At 65.4% G+C, this 17,685-nt stretch carries 18 protein-coding genes and 1 riboswitch; of the genes, 13 read left to right on the forward strand and 5 right to left on the reverse strand.

Annotated features, from left to right (window positions below; all coding sequences use genetic code 11):
* Window positions 1-39: 39 nt before the first annotated feature.
* Together XH79_RS13195 and XH79_RS13200 are read right to left on the reverse strand one after the other, a co-directional pair.
* On the reverse strand, window positions 40-1,281 hold the full coding sequence (locus XH79_RS13195; RefSeq protein ID WP_212343372.1) for an MFS transporter: 1,242 nt from the start codon (window positions 1,279-1,281) through the stop codon (window positions 40-42).
* Window positions 1,259-1,453 carry a hypothetical protein gene (locus XH79_RS13200; RefSeq protein WP_271581958.1) on the reverse strand — a complete coding sequence of 65 codons (195 nt, stop codon included), beginning with the start codon at window positions 1,451-1,453 and terminating at the stop codon, window positions 1,259-1,261. The genes XH79_RS13195 and XH79_RS13200 overlap by 23 nt, the downstream gene beginning before the upstream one ends.
* An 81-nt stretch (window positions 1,454-1,534) precedes the next feature.
* On the opposite strand from XH79_RS13200, the gene XH79_RS13205 reads away from it, so the two are divergent.
* The 8 genes from XH79_RS13205 (at window position 1,535) to XH79_RS13240 (ending at window position 10,564) form a co-directional block, all read left to right on the forward strand.
* Window positions 1,535-2,293 carry an enoyl-CoA hydratase-related protein gene (locus tag XH79_RS13205; RefSeq protein ID WP_212343370.1) on the forward strand — a complete coding sequence of 253 codons (759 nt, stop codon included), beginning with the start codon at window positions 1,535-1,537 and terminating at the stop codon, window positions 2,291-2,293.
* 118 nt (window positions 2,294-2,411) lie between these two features.
* The gene (locus XH79_RS13210) at window positions 2,412-4,070 is read left to right on the forward strand and encodes a bifunctional metallophosphatase/5'-nucleotidase (protein ID WP_271581959.1); all 1,659 of its coding nucleotides are present in this window, start codon (window positions 2,412-2,414) and stop codon (window positions 4,068-4,070) included.
* 134 nt (window positions 4,071-4,204) lie between these two features.
* Window positions 4,205-5,134, forward strand: a complete 930-nt coding sequence (locus XH79_RS13215; RefSeq protein WP_212343368.1) for a histone deacetylase family protein — start codon at window positions 4,205-4,207, stop codon at window positions 5,132-5,134.
* Between the two features lie 74 nt (window positions 5,135-5,208).
* Entirely contained in the window at window positions 5,209-5,460 is a 252-nt protein-coding gene (locus XH79_RS13220; protein ID WP_018648646.1) for an exodeoxyribonuclease VII small subunit, read from the forward strand.
* Between the two features lie 583 nt (window positions 5,461-6,043).
* A complete protein-coding gene (dxs, locus tag XH79_RS13225) occupies window positions 6,044-7,972 on the forward strand; it encodes a 1-deoxy-D-xylulose-5-phosphate synthase (RefSeq protein WP_212343367.1) in 1,929 nt (642 codons plus the stop codon).
* A gap of 37 nt (window positions 7,973-8,009) precedes the next feature.
* A complete protein-coding gene (locus tag XH79_RS13230; RefSeq protein WP_212343366.1) occupies window positions 8,010-8,564 on the forward strand; it encodes a nucleoside 2-deoxyribosyltransferase in 555 nt (184 codons plus the stop codon).
* Window positions 8,565-8,589: 25 nt separating this feature from the next.
* On the forward strand, window positions 8,590-9,324 hold the full coding sequence (locus XH79_RS13235) for a TlyA family RNA methyltransferase (protein WP_271581960.1): 735 nt from the start codon (window positions 8,590-8,592) through the stop codon (window positions 9,322-9,324).
* Complete coding sequence (locus XH79_RS13240; RefSeq protein ID WP_271581961.1) at window positions 9,317-10,564, forward strand: class I SAM-dependent RNA methyltransferase; 1,248 nt, start codon at window positions 9,317-9,319, stop codon at window positions 10,562-10,564. The genes XH79_RS13235 and XH79_RS13240 overlap by 8 nt, the downstream gene beginning before the upstream one ends.
* Window positions 10,565-10,569: 5 nt before the next feature.
* On the opposite strand, the gene XH79_RS13245 is transcribed toward XH79_RS13240, so the two are convergent.
* The gene (locus XH79_RS13245; protein WP_271581962.1) at window positions 10,570-11,172 is read right to left on the reverse strand and encodes a hypothetical protein; all 603 of its coding nucleotides are present in this window, start codon (window positions 11,170-11,172) and stop codon (window positions 10,570-10,572) included.
* A gap of 215 nt (window positions 11,173-11,387) precedes the next feature.
* Between XH79_RS13245 and XH79_RS13250 the strand changes: the two genes are divergently transcribed.
* The gene (locus tag XH79_RS13250; protein ID WP_271581963.1) at window positions 11,388-12,446 is read left to right on the forward strand and encodes a class I SAM-dependent methyltransferase; all 1,059 of its coding nucleotides are present in this window, start codon (window positions 11,388-11,390) and stop codon (window positions 12,444-12,446) included.
* Window positions 12,447-12,476: 30 nt separating this feature from the next.
* Here XH79_RS13250 and XH79_RS13255 read toward each other — a convergent pair whose 3' ends face one another.
* Window positions 12,477-12,860: a bleomycin resistance protein gene (locus XH79_RS13255; protein ID WP_271581964.1), complete on the reverse strand. Its 384-nt coding sequence runs from the start codon at window positions 12,858-12,860 to the stop codon at window positions 12,477-12,479.
* Window positions 12,861-12,992: 132 nt separating this feature from the next.
* On the opposite strand from XH79_RS13255, the gene XH79_RS13260 reads away from it, so the two are divergent.
* Window positions 12,993-13,634 (forward strand): carboxymuconolactone decarboxylase family protein, encoded by a 642-nt coding sequence (locus XH79_RS13260; RefSeq protein ID WP_271581965.1) that lies wholly within the window; start codon window positions 12,993-12,995, stop codon window positions 13,632-13,634.
* 200 nt (window positions 13,635-13,834) lie between these two features.
* Window positions 13,835-14,608 (forward strand): enoyl-CoA hydratase/isomerase family protein, encoded by a 774-nt coding sequence (locus XH79_RS13265; protein ID WP_271581966.1) that lies wholly within the window; start codon window positions 13,835-13,837, stop codon window positions 14,606-14,608.
* A 151-nt stretch (window positions 14,609-14,759) separates the two neighbouring features.
* On the opposite strand, the gene XH79_RS13270 is transcribed toward XH79_RS13265, so the two are convergent.
* Window positions 14,760-15,629 (reverse strand): DUF1194 domain-containing protein, encoded by an 870-nt coding sequence (locus tag XH79_RS13270; protein ID WP_212343358.1) that lies wholly within the window; start codon window positions 15,627-15,629, stop codon window positions 14,760-14,762.
* A gap of 268 nt (window positions 15,630-15,897) precedes the next feature.
* Window positions 15,898-15,973, forward strand: a riboswitch (Fluoride riboswitch).
* 95 nt (window positions 15,974-16,068) lie between these two features.
* Between XH79_RS13270 and XH79_RS13275 the strand changes: the two genes are divergently transcribed.
* Together XH79_RS13275 and crcB are read left to right on the forward strand one after the other, a co-directional pair.
* Complete coding sequence (locus tag XH79_RS13275; RefSeq protein WP_271581967.1) at window positions 16,069-17,277, forward strand: MFS transporter; 1,209 nt, start codon at window positions 16,069-16,071, stop codon at window positions 17,275-17,277.
* 16 nt (window positions 17,278-17,293) lie between these two features.
* Window positions 17,294-17,683 carry a fluoride efflux transporter CrcB gene (crcB, locus tag XH79_RS13280; RefSeq protein ID WP_271581968.1) on the forward strand — a complete coding sequence of 130 codons (390 nt, stop codon included), beginning with the start codon at window positions 17,294-17,296 and terminating at the stop codon, window positions 17,681-17,683.
* Window positions 17,684-17,685 lie beyond the last annotated feature (2 nt).

Genomic DNA, 17,685 nt, shown 5'->3' on the forward strand with positions numbered 1-17,685 from the left:
GGATTACGCCGAGCAGATGCGCTTTGCGCATCTGCAGGGCTAATCCACCCTACGAACGATCTTCGCCCTTCCTCCCGGCCGCCACAGCACGATTCCCGCCGCCACGAGATCCAGCAGCACGCACATCGCGAACGCCGTCGTGTAGCTGCCCGTGAAACTGCGCACGAGGCCGACGATGCCCGGGCCGAAGGCGCTGACGACGCCGCTGATCGAGGTGCCCAATCCCATCGCGGCGGCAAAGGCGGCAGAGCCGAGCTCGCGCTGGATGATCAGGGGCGGGAACGTGATCATGTTGCCGATCGAGAAGCCGTAGACGGCGCAGCACGCCAGCAGCACAGTCGGATTCGTGCTCTGGAGCAGCACGAAGAGCGCGGCCGCCTGGCTGGTCATCGACGCCGCGCAGGCAAGCCGCGGATCGAGCCGGTCGACGAACAGGCCGAGCGAGAGGCGCCCGACCACCGCCATCGCGGCCATGATCGTCACAGCAAGGCCCGCGTTGGCGCGACCGATCAGCGGTTCGAGGAACGTCACCTGGTGGATGATGAACCCCATCTGCGCCAGCAGCGCGATCGCGATCGGCAGCACCATGGTCCAGAACGCCGCGTTGGCGAGCAGCGCCTTGCGCGAATGCACTGCGGCTGTGCCGGCACCGGACGGTCGTCCGCCCGATGCCAATGACGTCCCCCCGGGCCAGCCGATGAAGCCGATGACCACCGGCAGCACCAGCACCACCATCACGATCGTTGCCGCGAGCATCGCCGAACGGAAGCCGATGCTGCCGGTCAGCGACAGCAGCAGCGGAACGAGGATGATGCCGCCGCAGGTCGCGCCGTTGAAGGCGAGGCTGAGCGCGAGGCCGCGGCGCCGCTCGAACCAGGAATTCAGCACGGTCGCGATCACCACGGTACCCATGCCGGTCCAGCCGACCGACATCAGCGCATAGGCGAGGTAGAGCTGCCAGGGCGTCTGCATCAGCGCCAGCAGCACGGTCGAAGCGCCCAGTGCGGAAAGCCCGCACAGGATCAGCGAGCGCAGCCCGATGCGGTCGAGCAGATCGTCGGTGAAGATGACGAGGACGGAGGTCAGAAGAAACGAGAACGTGCTGGCCGCAGAGACCAGCGTGCCGGGCCAGCCATGGGCGCGCTGGAGTTCGGCGAGATAGACGCCCTGGCCGTAGAGGCCGAAGCCGAACATGAAGAAGGCCATCAGGAAGCAGGCCAGCACGACGCGCCAGCCGCGATAATACAGCGAAGATTCGTCAACGCCTGTTGCGGCAACCATCAATCGGGCCGACCAGATGGAACTGGGCAAGATCGTGCCCCACAACCACCGGTTTTTCAAATGAAACATTGTAGCCATTTGTTGCGACGCGCAAAAGCATGTGATGGGCAATGCAACCGGCAGTGGGCGCGGGCTTGCGGGGTTCAAGCTGGAAAAGGTTGAGCGAGCGCATTGGCACGCCAGCAAGATGATGTAGGCTGAGGTTTGCGAGACTCGCGGGCGGCAAACGTCGCGACGGCGCAGGGGGGCTCTCATGCCGAATGGCAATATCGTGGTCACCGAAGAGCGGGGGACGCGCGTGATCACCTTGCGGCGTCCGGGCAAGAAGAACGCGATCACCCAGGACATGTACCGGGAGATGAGCCACGCGATCGATACCGCGCAGAACAATCCCGACATTCGCTGCATGATCATCACCGGCGGCTCCGGCGTGTTCACCGCCGGCGACGACATCGACGATTTTCTCCACGCCGACACCGCGCGCCCGGAGACGCTGTCGAACGGCGCCAAGTTTCTCTATTCGCTCGCCCTCAACGTCAAGCCGATCATCGCAGCAGTGGATGGCGCCTCGATCGGCATGGGCACGGTGATGCTGTTTCATTGCGACTACGTGCTCGCCTCGACAGCTGCGACGTTCTCGGCGCCCTACATCCATCTCGGGCTGGTACCGGTCGGCGCGGCCAGCCTCCTGATGCCGAACACGATGGGGTACCAGCGTGCCTTCGCGATGCTGGTGATGGGGCGGACCTTCACCGCGGCGCAAGCCGAAGCCGCCGGCTTCGTCAACAGCGTGGTCTCGCCGGGACATACCGAAGTCGAGGCACGCAAGGTGGCACGCGAGATCTGCCGGCTTCCGGCCGAGGCGGTCGCGACCTCGCGCAAACTGCTGCGCACCCCGCCGGAGGAATTGACCCGCCGCATCGACCAGGAGGCGCATCTGTTCGGCGAGCGGCTGAAATCGGACGACGCGGTGGCTGCGTTCAACGCGTTTGCGAACCGGAAGAAGCGGTAGAGGCGAGCGCTCGGTTGTCACCCGCCCCCTCAAGGGGCGGGTGGGAGCATGCGGCGTCCGCCGCAACTCAACAAAAGGTTTCGTGAAATCTTCGCGCGAAACGACTAATCTTGGTTCCATGCGATACGGATCCATCCTTGCTGCGCTTGTCCTCGCGCTTGCCCCCCTTCCCGCCTCCGCCCAGACCGCCGCACCCGTCGAGCTGCGCATTCTCGCGATCAACGATTTTCACGGCAATCTGCGGCCGCCGCCGGGCGGCATCCGTATCAATGACCCCGAGGACAAGACCAGGAAGGTGATGGTCGCGGCCGGCGGCGCCGAGTACATGGCGACGCTGGTCAAGCAATTGCGCGAAGGGCACAAGAACACGATCTTTGTCGCCGCCGGTGATTTGATCGGAGCGAGCCCGTTCCTGTCGGCGATGTTCCACGACGAGCCTTCGATCGAGTCGCTCTCGATGATGGGGCTTGCGATCACCTCGGTCGGCAATCACGAATTCGACGAGGGCAAGACCGAGCTCCTCAGGATGCAGAACGGCGGCTGCCATCCGCTCGACGGCTGCCAGGGACCGCATCCCTTCACCGGCGCCAAATTCCACTATCTTGCGGCCTCCACGATCGAGACCGCGACCGGCAAGAGCGTGCTGCCGCCCTACGAGATCAGGGAGTTCGACGGAATTCCCGTCGCCTTCATCGGACTGACGCTGAAGGAGACGGCGGGCATCGTCTCGCCGTCAGGCATTGCCGGACTCGAATTCCGCGACGAGGCCGAGACGGTGAATGCGCTGGTGCCGCAGCTGAAGGCGCGCGGCGTCGAGGCGATCGTGGTGCTGATCCACCAGGGCGGCGAGCCCTCCGGCGACTACAACGAATGCCCTGCGATTACGGGCCCCATCGTCGATATCGTGAAGAAATTCGATCGCGCCGTCGACCTCGTCGTCAGCGGCCACACCCACCGCGCCTATGTCTGCGATATCGACGGACGGCTCGTCACCAGCGGCGACAAATACGGCACGCTGGTCACGGCGATCGACCTCAAGCTCGATCCGACAACGCGCGACATCGTCAGCGCCAGGGCCGAGAACGTCATCGTCGCCAACGCCTCGCTCGCGAAGGACCCCGAACAGACCGCATTGATCGATGCCTATGACAAGCTTTCGGCGCCGATCGCCAACCGGCCAGCCGGATCGGTGACGCAGACGCTGTCGCGCGTTCCGAACGAGGCCGGCGAAAGCGCGCTCGGCGACGTCATCGCGGATGCGCAGCTCGCAGCGACCAAGGCGGCCCAGGATGGCGGCGCTGTCATCGCGCTCACCAACCCCGGCGGCATCCGCACCGATATCGTCCCGAAGGAGAACGGCGCCATATCGTTCGGCGATGTCTTCGCCAGCCAGCCCTTTCGCAACCGCCTCGTCACGATGACGCTGACCGGAAGCCAGCTCAAGGACATGCTGGAACAGCAATGGCTCGACCCGAAGCGGCCGCGGATCCTGCAGGTGTCGAACGGGTTCAGTTACACCTGGGACGGCTCGAAGCCGTTCGGCGAGCGCGTGATGGCGGAGAAGATGACGCTCAACGGCAGGCCGATCGAGCAGGCCAGCGGCTACCGCGTCACCCTCAACGATTACCTCGCCGTCGGCGGCGACGGCTTCACGGTCGCCAAGCAGGGCTCGGCGCCGCAATATGGCGGCTACGACGCGGACGCGCTGTTCGCCTTTTTCCGCGCGCACGGGCCGATCGGCCCGCTGCCTCCGACTCGGATCCTGCGCGTGAATTGATCCGGATCAAACGGGCCGGAACGGGACAACCCTTTGCCATTCCCGTCCAGGCGCATAGATTGGGTTTGGCATTGCGTTTTGGCGCCGGATGCGTCAAGCGACGTCAAGAGCCCGCATCCCATGAGGCCGACCTGATGAGCACGCTTCTTCTTTCCCACAAGGCCTGCCTCGACCACGTCACGCCGCCGGGACACCCAGAACGGCCCGACCGGCTGCGCGCGGTGGAGGAAGCGCTGTCGCACGAGCGATTCCAGTTTCTCGTTCGCGACCAGGCGCCGGAGGGCGATCTCGACCTCGTCACGCTCTGCCACAACGAGCATTACGTCACCGAGCTGCGCCACATCGCGCCGACCAGCGGTCAGGTCTATATCGACGGCGACACCTCGATGTCCCCTGGCACGTGGGAAGCGGTGATGCGCGGCGTCGGCGGCGCGGTGGCGGCGACCGAAGCAGTTATGAATGGCGAGCACCGCAATGCTTTCGTCGCAGTGCGCCCGCCCGGCCATCACGCCGAGATCGGCAAGCCGATGGGCTTCTGCTTCTTCGACAATGTCGCGATCGCCGCGCGCCATGCGCAGCGCAAATACGGCATCAAGCGCGCGGCCATCGTCGATTTCGACGTGCATCACGGCAACGGCACGCAGGACATCTTCTGGTCGGACCCGACCGTGATGTACTGCTCGACGCACCAGATGCCGCTGTTTCCGGGCACCGGCGCGAAGAGCGAGCGCGGCGACCACGACACCATCGTCAACGCGCCGCTGGCGTCGGAAGACGGCGGCCCCGAATTCCGCTCCGCGTTCGAGAATTTGATTTTGCCGCAGCTCGAAAAATTCAGCCCCGAGCTGCTCATCATCTCGGCGGGCTTCGATGCGCATTACCGCGATCCGCTGGCCTCGCTGAACCTGCGCGCGGAGGACTACACCTGGGTCACGCGCAAGCTGATGGACCTCGCCGACAAGTCCGCCGGGGGCCGCGTTGTCTCGGTGCTCGAGGGCGGCTATGACCTGCAAGGACTGAAAGAATCTGTTACGGCGCATGTCGGCGCCCTGATGGGCGCTTGAAAGCACCCGCCACATTAAGCCCGCAAAACCCGCCTTCACTCCAGGGAAAGCGAATCGGGCAATCGGAAACGGATATGGCTGAAAATACCCAAATCGACGTCTCCAGGCTCACCTTCGAGCGCGCGATCGAGGAACTCGAAACGATCGTGAAGCGGCTCGAGGACGGCAAGGTGCCGCTCGAGGAATCCGTGACGATCTACGAGCGCGGCGAGGCGCTGAAGCGCCGCTGCGAGGAACTGTTGCGCCAGGCCGAGGCCCGCGTCGACAAGATCACCACCGATGCCAGTGGCCAGCCCACAGGAACCGCACCGCTCGACGTCCAGTAAGGCCGCGGTCAGGCCCAGTTTTGGGCATCTGACGCCTGCATTATTTCATGATCGCACGCCGCTGATTCCCTCACGCGGCGGGCCGACCCGGGACAAGGATCAGGGAACTCCCTGCCGAGGGGCACCCAGCCCCTCAAAATCCGCCCAAAAGCCCTCGCTTCCGCTCAAAAATACTGCCGCGGAACCGGGCAAGTTTGGAACCCGCCGCCGGCGCCACGGTTAACCACTCTGGCCCGGGGGTTGCACGTGCATGCCCGTAATCGGCCCAGCGGGTTGGCTTTGGCCCAAGCTTTGGTGTAAAGCTGCGCGGAGTGTGGCTTTTTGTAAGCCTTGCGTGGGCACCGATTACCAACGACAAGCGCTTCAAACTGCTAATGAAATTGGCTGGGACGGACGAAGCCGATCTAAGTGACAGGGATCACAGAGACTGAACCGGAGCGTACCTAAGCTCACCTAAGCTTGAAGACGGGGCCTTGCCCCATGCAGGTGGCTCCGACGGTTTAAGGACTCGCGCTGCGCCGATATTGTGCAAACCCATCGCGCACCGGAACGATCTTCCGGCGCTGACAAATTGGAAATCGCCGTGAACGCATACAGTAAGACGCCGCTTCTCGACACCATCCGGACACCGGAAGACCTGCGCAAGCTCAAGATCGAGCAAGTTCGCCAGGTCGCCGACGAGCTGCGGCAGGAGACCATCGACGCCGTCTCGGTGACCGGCGGTCACTTCGGCGCGGGCCTCGGCGTGGTCGAGCTCACCACCGCGATCCATTACGTCTTCGATACGCCGCGCGACCGCCTGATCTGGGACGTCGGCCACCAGGCCTATCCGCACAAGATCCTCACCGGCCGGCGCGACCGGATTCGCACCCTGCGCACCGGCGGCGGCCTGTCCGGTTTCACCAAGCGCAGCGAGAGCGACTACGATCCGTTCGGCGCGGCCCATTCCTCGACCTCGATCTCCGCCGGCCTCGGCATGGCCGTGGCGCGCGACCTCTCCGGCGGCAAGAACAACGTTATCGCCGTGATCGGTGACGGTGCGATGTCGGCGGGCATGGCCTATGAGGCCATGAACAATGCCGGTGCGATGAACTCACGCCTGATCGTCATCCTCAACGACAACGACATGTCGATCGCGCCGCCGGTCGGCGCCATGAGCGCCTATCTGTCGCGCCTCTACTCGGGCAAGACCTATCGCACGCTGCGCGATGCGGCCAAGCAGATCAACAAGCGCCTGCCCAAGATCATCGCCAACCGCGCCAACCGCGTCGAGGAATATTCGCGCGGCTTCATGATGGACGGCGGCACGCTGTTCGAGGAGCTCGGCTTCTATTACGTCGGTCCGATCGACGGCCACAATCTCGACCATCTCCTGCCCGTGCTGAAGAACGTGCGCGACATGGAGGAAGGCCCGATCCTGGTCCACGTCGTGACCCAGAAGGGCAAGGGCTACGGCCCGGCGGAAGCTTCCGCCGACAAGTACCATGCCGTCGTCAAGTTCGACGTCGCCACCGGCACGCAGGCCAAGGCCAAGCCGAATGCGCCGGCCTACCAGAACGTGTTCGGCGCGAGCCTCGTCAAGGAAGCGCAGAAGGACGACAAGATCGTTGCCATCACCGCGGCGATGCCGTCCGGCACCGGCGTCGACATCTTCAACAAGGCGTTCCCGGACCGTACCTTCGACGTCGGCATCGCCGAGCAGCACGCGGTGACCTTCGCCGCCGGCCTCGCCAGCGAAGGCTACAAGCCGTTCTGCGCGATCTACTCGACCTTCCTGCAGCGCGGCTACGACCAGATCGTGCATGACGTCGCGATCCAGAACCTGCCCGTCCGCTTCGCCATCGACCGCGCCGGCCTCGTCGGCGCCGACGGCGCGACGCATGCCGGCTCGTTCGACAACGCCTATCTCGGCTGCCTGCCCAACATGGTGATCATGGCGGCGGCAGACGAGGCCGAGCTGGTGCACATGGTGGCGACCCAGGTCGCGATCGACGACCGCCCGAGCTCGCTGCGCTATCCGCGCGGCGAAGGCCGCGGCATCGAGATGCCCGAAGTCGGCATTCCGCTCGAGATCGGCAAGGGCCGTACAATCCGCCAGGGCAACAAGATCGCCCTGCTCTCGTTCGGCACCCGCCTCGCCGAATGCGAGAAGGCGGCCGACGAACTCGCCGCGCACGGCCTGTCGACCACGATCGCGGATGCGCGCTTCATGAAGCCGCTCGACACCGAGCTGGTGCTGAAGCTCGCCCGCGACCACGAGATCCTGATCACGATCGAGGAAGGCTCGGTTGGCGGCTTCGGCTCGCATGTGGCGCAGTTCCTGACCGATCAGGGCGTGCTCGACACCGGCCTGGTCAAGTTCCGCTCGATGGTGCTGCCCGACGTGTTCCAGGATCACGACACGCCCGCCGCGATGTACGGCCGCGCCGGTCTCGACGCCAAGGGCATCGTCGCCAAGGTGTTCGAAGCGCTCGGCAAGGACGTGAAGGCCGAGACGGTCAAGCTCGCCTAAGGGCGAGCTTCGGCCTTCGGCGAAGCGATACACTCACATGAAAATCTATCTGGCAGGTCCCGACGTGTTCCTGCCGGATGCGGTCGAGATCGGCCGGCGCAAGGCTGCGATCTGCGCGGCGCACGGGCTCACCGGCCTCTATCCGCTCGACAACGCGATCGACCTCACCGCGCCCGACGCCTCGCGGCAGATCTTCTGCGGCAACGAGGCGATGATGGATGCGGCCGATGCCATCATCGCCAATCTCACCCCGTTCCGCGGCGCCGGCGCCGATCCCGGCACCGTCTATGAGCTCGGCTACATGGCCGGCCGCCGCAAGTTTTGTCTCGCCTATTCCAACGATGGCGCCGCCTATGCCGACCGTGTCGGTCGCTTCATGGAGCTCACCTCCGAGGACGGGCGGCTGGTCGATGCCCAGGGGCTGACGGTCGAGGATTTCGGCCTCGTCGACAACCTCATGATGATCCATGCGCTGGAGCTGCACGGCTGCCCGCTGGTGACGCCGGCCACGATGCCGATCGACGTCTGGCACGATCTGGCCGCGTTCGAGACTTGCGTCCGGATGGCGGCCGCGCGATTGATCGCTAAATAAGCGCCAGCCCCACTTGAGAGAACCGATGTCCCCTGCCCGCAAGCGCGCGGATGTATTGCTGGTCGAGCGCGGCCTGTTCGAGAGCCGGGCGCGGGCGCGTGCGGCCATCGAGGCCGGCCTCGTCACGGCCGACGACAAGCAGGTTTCAAAACCGTCGGAGACGATCCTTGAGGATGCGGTGATCCAGGCCGAGCCCGCTCACCCCTACGTCTCGCGCGGCGGCGTCAAGCTTGCGGGCGCGCTGGAGCGCTACCCGATCGAGATCGAAGATCATGTCTGCCTCGACGTCGGCGCCTCCACCGGCGGTTTCACCGAGGTGCTGCTGGCGAACGGCGCGAGCCTGGTGTTCGCGATCGATGTCGGCACCAGCCAGCTGCATCCCTCGCTGCGCGATCATCCCAAGATCGTGTCGATGGAGGAGACCGATATCCGTGCCTATGACGGCAAGCGCCTGCCGGCGCGGCCCGATGTCGTCGTCATCGACGTCAGCTTCATCTCGCTCAAGAGCGTGCTGCCCGTGGCGCTGTCGCTGGCGGCGGCACCGATGAGCCTGCTGGCGCTGATCAAGCCGCAATTCGAGGCCGACAGGAAACACAACAAGAAGGGCATCATCCGCGATGCCGCGGTGCATCAGCAGATCTGCGACGACATCGCGGCGTTTGCGGCCTCGCTAGGCTGCACCGATATCGAGGTGTTCCCTTCCCCGATCACCGGCGGCGACGGCAACATCGAATTCTTCCTGGGCGCGCGCCGTGGTTGAGCGATTGACGATCGATCACGTCGGCCACCGCGGCGACGGCGTCTCGCTCACGACGGGCGATGCAGTCTACATTCCCTATACGCTTCGGGGCGAGACCGTGGAGGTCGATCACGTCGCGGGCCATCATCCCGACCGCCGCAAGCTGCTGGCGGTGGACGTCGCGAGCCCCGATCGCATCGAACCGTTCTGTCCGCATTTCGGCGTCTGCGGCGGCTGCGCCATCCAGCACTGGGCGGCGGAGCCTTACCACGCCTGGAAGCGCGGCATCGTGGTCGAGACGCTGGCGCAGGCCGGCATCGCGTGCGAGGTGGCGCCGCTGGTCGACGCCCATGGCGCCGGGCGCCGGCGCGTCACGCTGCATGGCCGCTTCGGCACGCATGACGTCCTCAAGGTCGGCTTCTCGGCGACAAGCTCGCACGACGTCATCCCGATCCATCGCTGCCCGATCCTCGATCCCGCGCTCGAAGGTGCACTCGATGCCGCCTGGGCGATCGCAGAACCGCTGACGTCCAAAATGCCGGTGACCAAGCCGCTCGACATCCAGGTCACCGCCACCATCAACGGGCTCGACGTCGACGTGCGCGGCTCCGGCCCGCTGCCGACGCCGCTCGTCACGGCACTGTCGCGCATCGCCGAGCAGCATCGCCTGGCGCGGCTGACGCGCCATGGCGAGCTGGTGCTGCAGCGCCTCGCACCGACCGTGCGAATGGGCCGCGCCGAGGTGGTGCTGCCGCCGGGTTCGTTCCTGCAAGCCACCGTCGCGGGTGAAGAGACGCTCGCGGCGCTGGTCGTAGAGCGCATCGGCAAGTCCAAGGAGGTTCTCGACCTCTTCTGCGGCGTCGGGCCGTTTGCGTTGAGACTGGCCGAAAAGGCACGCGTCATCGCCTATGACAGCGATGCCGGCGCGATCGCAGCGCTCGCAAAGGCAGCGCGCACACCAGGCCTGAAGCCGATCAAGGCCGAACCGCGCGACCTATTCCGCCGCCCCCTGGTGCCGCCGGAGCTGCGCGACTTCGATGCCGTGGTGTTCGACCCCCCGCGTCAGGGCGCGCAGGCGCAGGCGCTGAAGCTTGCCGCGAGCAAGGTGCCGGTGGTTGTTGCCGTGTCCTGCAACGTCGCGACCTTCGCCCGCGATGCGCGCCTCTTGATCGACGGCGGCTACAAGATCGATAGCGTGGTGCCGGTCGACCAGTTCCGGCATACGCCGCATGTCGAGCTGGTGGCGAAGTTCACGCGCTGATTTTGCTAGCGGCGAAGCCCGCTCAGCGCCGGTGACTCACCGGGCAGCATGTTCGACCTGATATCGCTGTCCATGCGGCCCGAGTCCTGCTGGATGAACCCGGCCCCGAACGACAGGCTGAGGTTGGAGGTCGGCTTGAACTCGACACCCGCAAATGCGCTGTATCCCGGTGCGGCGCTGGATGTCAGCGGCGCTATCGAGCTGCCGATGCCATTGCCATATTTCAGCGTGTCGAAACCGGCAAAGAACGTGACGGGCATGCCGCCGGCGGTCTTGGTGTTGTAGCCGAACTGCGTGCTGTCATAGGAGAGCGCGCTGAAATTGCCGGCCAGGCCAGTCTGGCTGAGGCCGCTCCAATTCAGGTTGCCACGCTGGCTGCCGACGAAGAAGCCGTTGGCAAAGTTGGTACGCCCGCTTGCGTCGGCGGCATTGAAGCTCGGAAAATTGCCGTAAGCGTCGGAGCTCTGGCCATCGCTGCCGCCATAGCCAAAGGCCCCGCCCGGGATCCAATATCTCAGGGGTGCGACTTGCGCATGAGCCGGGGCTCCGCAGGTGCAAAGCACGGCGAACAGGGTTGCGAGCGCACGAGAGGAAGCAAAGCCTGGCATTCGGGTGACCGTCAGAACATGCCCAAATCATACCCGGAGGACCGGCAGATTGCCAGCGACGCGATGCCGGTGGCCGGCCCCTCAGTTCCAGGATCACCTTTTCCTGACGCGTTGAACCTGCTCCGTGACGGATGGACCCACTTTAGGGGAGGCGCGAACCCGCGCGCCTGCCTTGGTCCGAAGACCTTTGAAAACGCCATATCATGGAGGTTGTCATGGAGGTCAATGCCGACAGGTTGAATGCCTTTATGGGCAAGATGATCACCGAGGTGGGGGCGGCAATGAACGCCTCGCTGGTCCTGCTGGGCGACAAGCTCGGCCTCTACCGCGCCCTCGCCGCCAAGGGACCGATGAACTCCGCCGAGCTCGCCAGCGCCACCGGAACGACGGAGCGTTATGTCCGCGAATGGCTCTCGAGCCAGGCGGCGTCCGGCTACGTCGAATATGATACCGCTTCAGGAAAGTTCTCGATGCTGCCGGAGCAGGCGATGGCGCTTGCCGACCAGGACAGCCCGGTGTTCCTCGGCGCCGTCGGCAATGTCATTGCAGCGGCGTTTCTCGACGAGCCGAAGATCACGGACGCGTTCAAGACCGGCAAGGGTGTCGGCTGGAACCGGCGCAGCGAGTGCCTGTTCTGCGGCACCGCACGCTTCTTCCGCACCGGCTATATGCATCATCTGGTGCAGGAGTGGCTGCCCGCGCTCGACGGCGTCGTGGACAAGCTGAAGCGCGGTGCCAAGGTTGCCGATGTCGGCTGCGGCCACGGCGTCTCGACGCGGCTGATGGCGGAAGCCTTCCCGAACTCGCGCTTCTACGGCTTCGACTATCACGAGGGCTCGATCGAGGCCGCGCGGAAGGGAGCCAACGAGGCCAAACTCGGCGACCGGGTTTCCTTCGCCGTTCACTCGGCCAAGTCCTATCCGGCCGAGGGCTACGATCTCGTCTGCTTCTTCGATTGCCTGCACGATATGGGCGATCCCGTCGGCGCCATCAGCCACGTGCGCGAGACCATGGCGAAGGACGGCACCTGCATGCTGGTCGAGCCGTTCGCAGGCGATCGCCTCGAAGACAATCTCAACCCGGTCGGACGCGTCTACTATGCGGCCTCGACCATGATCTGCACGCCGGCCTCGCTCGATCAGGAGGTGGGCCTCGCGCTCGGTGCACAGGCGGGCGAAGCGCGGCTGCGCAAGGTCGCGCGCGAAGGCGGCCTGTCGCGCTTCCGCCGCGCCGCCGAAACACCCTTCAACCTGATCCTGGAGGCGCGGATCTGATCCACCGCCGGGCGCACGCGGCCGACGATGTCAGGCCGCGGCGTCCGTCCCCATGCCGAACGTCAGCTGATTGCCGTCGGCATCGACGACATCGAAATCGCGCATGCCGTAATCGCGGTCCTCCGGACGATTGAGCAACCTGGCGCCGCGCGCCGACACTTCGGCATAGAGCTCATCGACATCCCTGACAAAAACGCAGAGGCCTCCCTGTCCGGGCAGCCGTTTCGTTGCGGCCGCTGCGAGCAGATGCAGGCCAACCTCGCCACGGCAGAGGCAGGCATAGGACGGCGGCTGCCCGTATTCGAAGGTGACCTCGAAGCCCAGCACGTCGCGGTAATAGGCGAGGCTGGCGGTGATATCGGATACGACGAAGACGGTAGCGGACCCGACCATCATCGCCTGTTCGTCGGTCATGAATCCCTCCGTCACAAGCAATCTCCGGCACGCAACCTAGCATGCGTTGCCGAGGTCTTGCACGGCTCACGCCGCAACGTAAGCTGGCGATCGAACAAGGCGGCGCGAGTCCGCCGGAATGGGAGGATGACGATGCGATATCTTGGCCTGGCACTGGCTGCACTGGTCACTACGGCAATCCCTGGCGCAGGCCGCGCTGCCGAGCCGACCCGCTTCACGCCGCTGAAGGCGGACGAGCTGACGCCGCCGCAGAAGGAATGGGCGGATGCGATCGTGGTGCCGCCACGCAATGCCAAATTCACCAACCCGCCCTATCGCGCCTATATCCGCAACCCAGAGCTCGCGCCAAAGCTCTCGGCAATGTCGGACTATCTGCGCTGGAATTCGTCGCTGCCGGCGCGGCTCAGCGAGTTTGCCATCCTGATCACGGCAAGGCAGTGGACGGCGCAGTACGAATGGTTCGCGCATTATCCGCTCGCGATGAAGGCCGGGCTCGATCCGCAGGTTGCCAAGGATATCGCGAACGGCGTGCGGCCGCAGACGATGAAGGACGACGAGGCCGCGCTCTACGAGCTCGTGATGGCGCTTTATCGCGACAAGAAGGTATCCGACGAGGTCTACCGCGCCGCGCAGCAGAAGTTCGGCGAGCGCGGCATCATGGATATCATCGGCCTGATCGGCTATTACGACCTGGTCTCGATGACGCTGATCACGATGCAGGCTGAAGCGCCGAACGACAGCGTGCCCCCGCTGCCGCCGCTGGCTGCGAAATAGCCGCGCTGGCGAAATTCTATCACCGTCACCCTGAGGTGGCCGCTTCTTCAGCGGCCCTCGAAGGGCGACGGCCCGGCTACATCGGGGCCGTGCATCCTTCGAGGCTCCCCATGGGACGCGTTGCGTCCCATGCCTCGCACCTCAGGATGACGGATTGGTAGGCTCGTCCGTACTACGCACTTGAAGACTTGGAGATCCCGGTGACATCAGACCATCCCGTCACTTACGAGCGCATCGGCAACGTCGCCCGCATCACGCTGCGTCGGCCGCCTGTCAACGCGTTGAGCCTCGAGGTCATCCGTGCGGTGGTCGCGGCCTTGCGCCGCGCTGCCGACGATACCGATGCGCGCGTTGTCGTGCTGGCGAGCGCCATTGCAAAACGCTTTTCGGCGGGCCTCGACCTCGACATTTTGCTCGGCAAGTCCGGCGCCCAGATCCGCGAATTCCTCCAGGCGCTCTACATCGACCTCTATGACGCCCAGTACGCGCTCGGAAAGCCGTCGATCGCCGCGGTCGGCGGCGCGGCGCGCGGCGGCGGCATGACCATGGCGGTGTCCTGCGACGTGGTGCTGGCCTCCGAGAGCGCGACGTTCGGCTACCCCGAGATCGACGTCGGGGTCATTCCCGCCATCCACTATGCGCATCTGCCGCGCATCGTCGGACGCCACCGCGCCTTCGAGCTGCTGTTCACCGGCCGCGTCTTCAGCGCGGCGGAGGCGCGCGAGCTCGGCGTGGTGAACCGCGTCGTCGCCGATGCCGAGCTCGAGGCGGAAACCGGGAGGCTCGCGGTGCAGTTCGCGGCGAAATCGGCCGCGGTGCTGCGGATGGGCCGCGCCGCCTTCATGCGCCAGATCGATCTCGATTATCGGCGCAGCATTGCAAGTGCCGTGGACGATTTCTGCAACGTCGCGACGTCGGACGAGGCGCAGGAGGGCCTGAGAGCGTTCGTGGAGAAGCGGGCGCCGAAATGGTAGAGGACCGCCCGCCGTCCGAGGCGCGTGCTGCTCAAGCGCGATGAGATTGGGATGAATCGTCATCGCGCTTTAGGTTGTTGTTGACGCATAACCTTTCCGGAAAACCGCTTCGCACTTTGCGCTACGCGGCCCTTCGGGTCCGGATCATGCTTTAGCGTCCCCAGCGGTCCGACCAGATCTTCTCGCCGATCAGGCAGTTGACGCGCGGCTCCTTGTCCTTGTCGGCAACGCGCACCACGGGACGCTCCGGCGTGCGGCCGGCGACCTCCATCAGCAGCTTGGTGCGGATCGCCTCCTTGAATTTGTCGCGGTCCTTGATCGCGATGACGAAGGAGCCGGGACCGCCGACGACGCAGTCCTCGTAGTAATAGTCGAGATTGTCGATATCCATGGTCGAATAGGAGGGCTCCTTGACCATGATCGGCAGGCCGTTGATGACGATGCCCTTCTCGAGCGCGGCGTCGCGCGCCACCGTGACCGGGCCGCCGTTGTTGTTGGGACCATCGCCCGAGATGTCGATGACGCGGCGCAGGCCCCGATAGGGATCCTCGTCGAACAGCGGCATCGCGAAGGTGATCGCGCCGGAGATCGAGGTGCGCGAGGCGCGCCGGATCGGCGTCTTCATGATCTCGGCGGCGACCGCGTCCGCGGTCTCCGGTCCGTCGACCAGGCGCCAGGGAATGATGATCTTCTGGTCGGTGGAGGCAGCCCACTCGAAATAGGTCACCGCGATCCGCCCGTTCGGGCCCAGCTTCAACGCCTGGAGAAACTCCTTCGACTGGATCGCCTGCGCGTAGCCCTCGCGCTGGATCGCCAGCTCGTCCATGTCCATGGAGTAGGACACGTCCACCGCGAGGATCAGCTCGACATCGACCGTCTGCGCGTCCCGGTCGGCCGCCAGCCGCTGCGACTGAGTCCTGGGAGGTTCAAACTTCGGCCCTGGTGCCGCGATGCCCGCGACGTCCCCCCCGGCGAGCACGCCGGCCACCAGCACAGCCCCGATCGAGAACAGCAAGCGCATCGCAGTCTCCCGTCGTATGACGCGATGGTGACATGCAATCGCCTTGCCGCAAAGTGCGAAGATCGCCTGCGCTTCACATTCGAGTTAGGAATTTGTGTGCGTTACGCAAAGCTGCCGCCGTGTTGCCGCGCTTGCGTCATCGGAACACGTGCGACCACAGGCTCCGTCATTCCGGGGCGGCTCGAAGAGCCGAAGCCGGAATGACGGCGGCGCCGGTGGAGACACGTCCCCGCCCACTTGTCGAGCGCGATTTCCATGCTAGGCTGACCGTACAGATGTGGATGGAGTCCCCCGACAACCGCCCGGCGGCTCGACCGTAGTGGGCTGATGACTCCTGCTTGAGGTGGGGCAATCATTGAGCCTCCGCCTTTGGCGGGAGCATGGACAAACCCGCCGATGGCGGGTTTTTTGTTGCCTGAAGGCGGAAGAAGGAGAAGGCGTGACGACGACACCGATTGCTGCGCGCAGCGGGCTGCCCAGGGGAATCTGGGTGCTCGGCTTCGTCTCGATGCTGATGGACATCTCCTCCGAGATGATCCACGCGCTGCTGCCGGTCTATCTCGTCACCGTGCTCGGGGCGTCCACGCTCACGGTCGGCTTCATCGAGGGCATTGCGGAGGCCACCGCCTCGATCACGAAGATCTTCTCCGGCGCGCTGTCGGACTGGCTCGGCCGCCGCAAGCTGCTCGCTGCTCTGGGCTATGGCCTCGCCGCGCTGACAAAACCGCTATTCCCGCTCGCGCCCAGCGTCGGATGGCTGGTGGCGGCGCGCTTCATCGACCGCGTCGGCAAGGGCATCCGCGGTGCACCGCGGGATGCACTGATCGCCGATATCGCACCTCGCGGCCTGCGTGGCGCGAGCTTTGGCTTGCGGCAGTCGCTCGACACCATCGGCGCCTTCGTCGGGCCGCTCGTCGCGATCGGCCTGATGTGGTGGACGGCGGACAACTTTGCCCTCGTGTTCTGGTTCGCCGTGCTGCCGGCCTTTCTCTCCTTCGGCCTGATCGCCTTTGGCGTAAGCGAGCCGGAGCCGGACCCGAGCCGGGAGCCTGCGACGAATCCGCTCAATCTCGCTGCGATGCGGCAGCTCGGATCGGTGTACTGGCGCATCGTCGCGGTCGGCGTCGTGTTCACGCTCGCCCGCTTCAGCGAGGCCTTCCTGATCCTGCGCGCGCAAAATATCGGACTCAATGCGATGTGGGTGCCGGCGGTGCTGGTGCTGATGAACATCGCTTACGCGCTCTCGGCCTATCCGGCCGGCGTGCTGTCGGACCGCATCAACCGCACCGGCCTGCTCGCGCTCGGCCTCGTCTTCCTCGCCGGCGCCGATCTCGCACTCGCGCTGCTGCCAAACCTTGGCGGCCTCGCGCTCGGTGTCGTGCTGTGGGGCCTGCATATGGGACTGACGCAGGGCCTGCTCTCGGCGCTCGTCGCCGACGCCGCACCGCCCAGCCTGCGCGGCACCGCGTTCGGCTATTTCAACCTGTTCACGGGCCTTGCCCTGCTGGCGGCGAGCGTGATCGCGGGCGCACTGTGGGATGCCTATGGCCCGGCCGGCACGTTCCTGGCCGGGCTCGGCTTCGTACTGGTGTCACTCGCGGGGCTGCTCGCCATCGGCAACGGGCTCGCAACGGAGGTCAAGCGATGACGGGAGATGGTTCGTCGTGCTGAGCGGAGTGCTTGCGATCATGATCGGCAGCGTGCTGGGCGGCTGCGCACGCTACTTCGTCTCCGGCGCGATCGCGCGGCGGCTGGGCGAGACGTTTCCGTGGGGCACCATGACCATCAATGTCACCGGCGCCTTCCTGATCGGCATTTTTGGCGCGCTGGCGACCCATCCGGGCTCGATCTTCGCCGCGCCCAACCCGTGGCTGTTCGCGGTGACCGGCTTCCTCGGCTGCTACACCACGGTGTCCTCGTTCAGCCTGCAAACGCTGACCCTCGCCCGCAACGGCGAGCCGCTGCACGCGCTCGGCAATGTCGCCGCCTCGGTCGGGCTGTGCCTCACGGCCGTGACTTGCGGCTTCCTGCTTGCGGATCGTCTGGGAGGCTAGAG

The organism is Bradyrhizobium sp. CCBAU 45389 (assembly GCF_028128625.1).
In the GTDB taxonomy this organism is placed as follows: Bacteria; Pseudomonadota; Alphaproteobacteria; order Rhizobiales; family Xanthobacteraceae; genus Bradyrhizobium; species Bradyrhizobium liaoningense_B.

What these genes read in the sequence shown, in the direction of transcription:
- XH79_RS13195 (WP_212343372.1), bottom strand. Translation starts at nt 1,281, where the DNA reads ATGGTTGCCGCAACAGGCGTTGACGAATCTTCGCTGTATTATCGCGGC.
- XH79_RS13200 (WP_271581958.1), bottom strand. Translation starts at nt 1,453, where the DNA reads ATGCGCTCGCTCAACCTTTTCCAGCTTGAACCCCGCAAGCCCGCGCCC.
- XH79_RS13205 (WP_212343370.1), top strand. Translation starts at nt 1,535, where the DNA reads ATGCCGAATGGCAATATCGTGGTCACCGAAGAGCGGGGGACGCGCGTG.
- XH79_RS13210 (WP_271581959.1), top strand. Translation starts at nt 2,412, where the DNA reads ATGCGATACGGATCCATCCTTGCTGCGCTTGTCCTCGCGCTTGCCCCC.
- XH79_RS13215 (WP_212343368.1), top strand. Translation starts at nt 4,205, where the DNA reads ATGAGCACGCTTCTTCTTTCCCACAAGGCCTGCCTCGACCACGTCACG.
- XH79_RS13220 (WP_018648646.1), top strand. Translation starts at nt 5,209, where the DNA reads ATGGCTGAAAATACCCAAATCGACGTCTCCAGGCTCACCTTCGAGCGC.
- XH79_RS13230 (WP_212343366.1), top strand. Translation starts at nt 8,010, where the DNA reads ATGAAAATCTATCTGGCAGGTCCCGACGTGTTCCTGCCGGATGCGGTC.
- XH79_RS13235 (WP_271581960.1), top strand. Translation starts at nt 8,590, where the DNA reads ATGTCCCCTGCCCGCAAGCGCGCGGATGTATTGCTGGTCGAGCGCGGC.
- XH79_RS13245 (WP_271581962.1), bottom strand. Translation starts at nt 11,172, where the DNA reads ATGCCAGGCTTTGCTTCCTCTCGTGCGCTCGCAACCCTGTTCGCCGTG.
- XH79_RS13250 (WP_271581963.1), top strand. Translation starts at nt 11,388, where the DNA reads ATGGAGGTCAATGCCGACAGGTTGAATGCCTTTATGGGCAAGATGATC.
- XH79_RS13255 (WP_271581964.1), bottom strand. Translation starts at nt 12,860, where the DNA reads ATGACCGACGAACAGGCGATGATGGTCGGGTCCGCTACCGTCTTCGTC.
- XH79_RS13260 (WP_271581965.1), top strand. Translation starts at nt 12,993, where the DNA reads ATGCGATATCTTGGCCTGGCACTGGCTGCACTGGTCACTACGGCAATC.
- XH79_RS13270 (WP_212343358.1), bottom strand. Translation starts at nt 15,629, where the DNA reads ATGCGCTTGCTGTTCTCGATCGGGGCTGTGCTGGTGGCCGGCGTGCTC.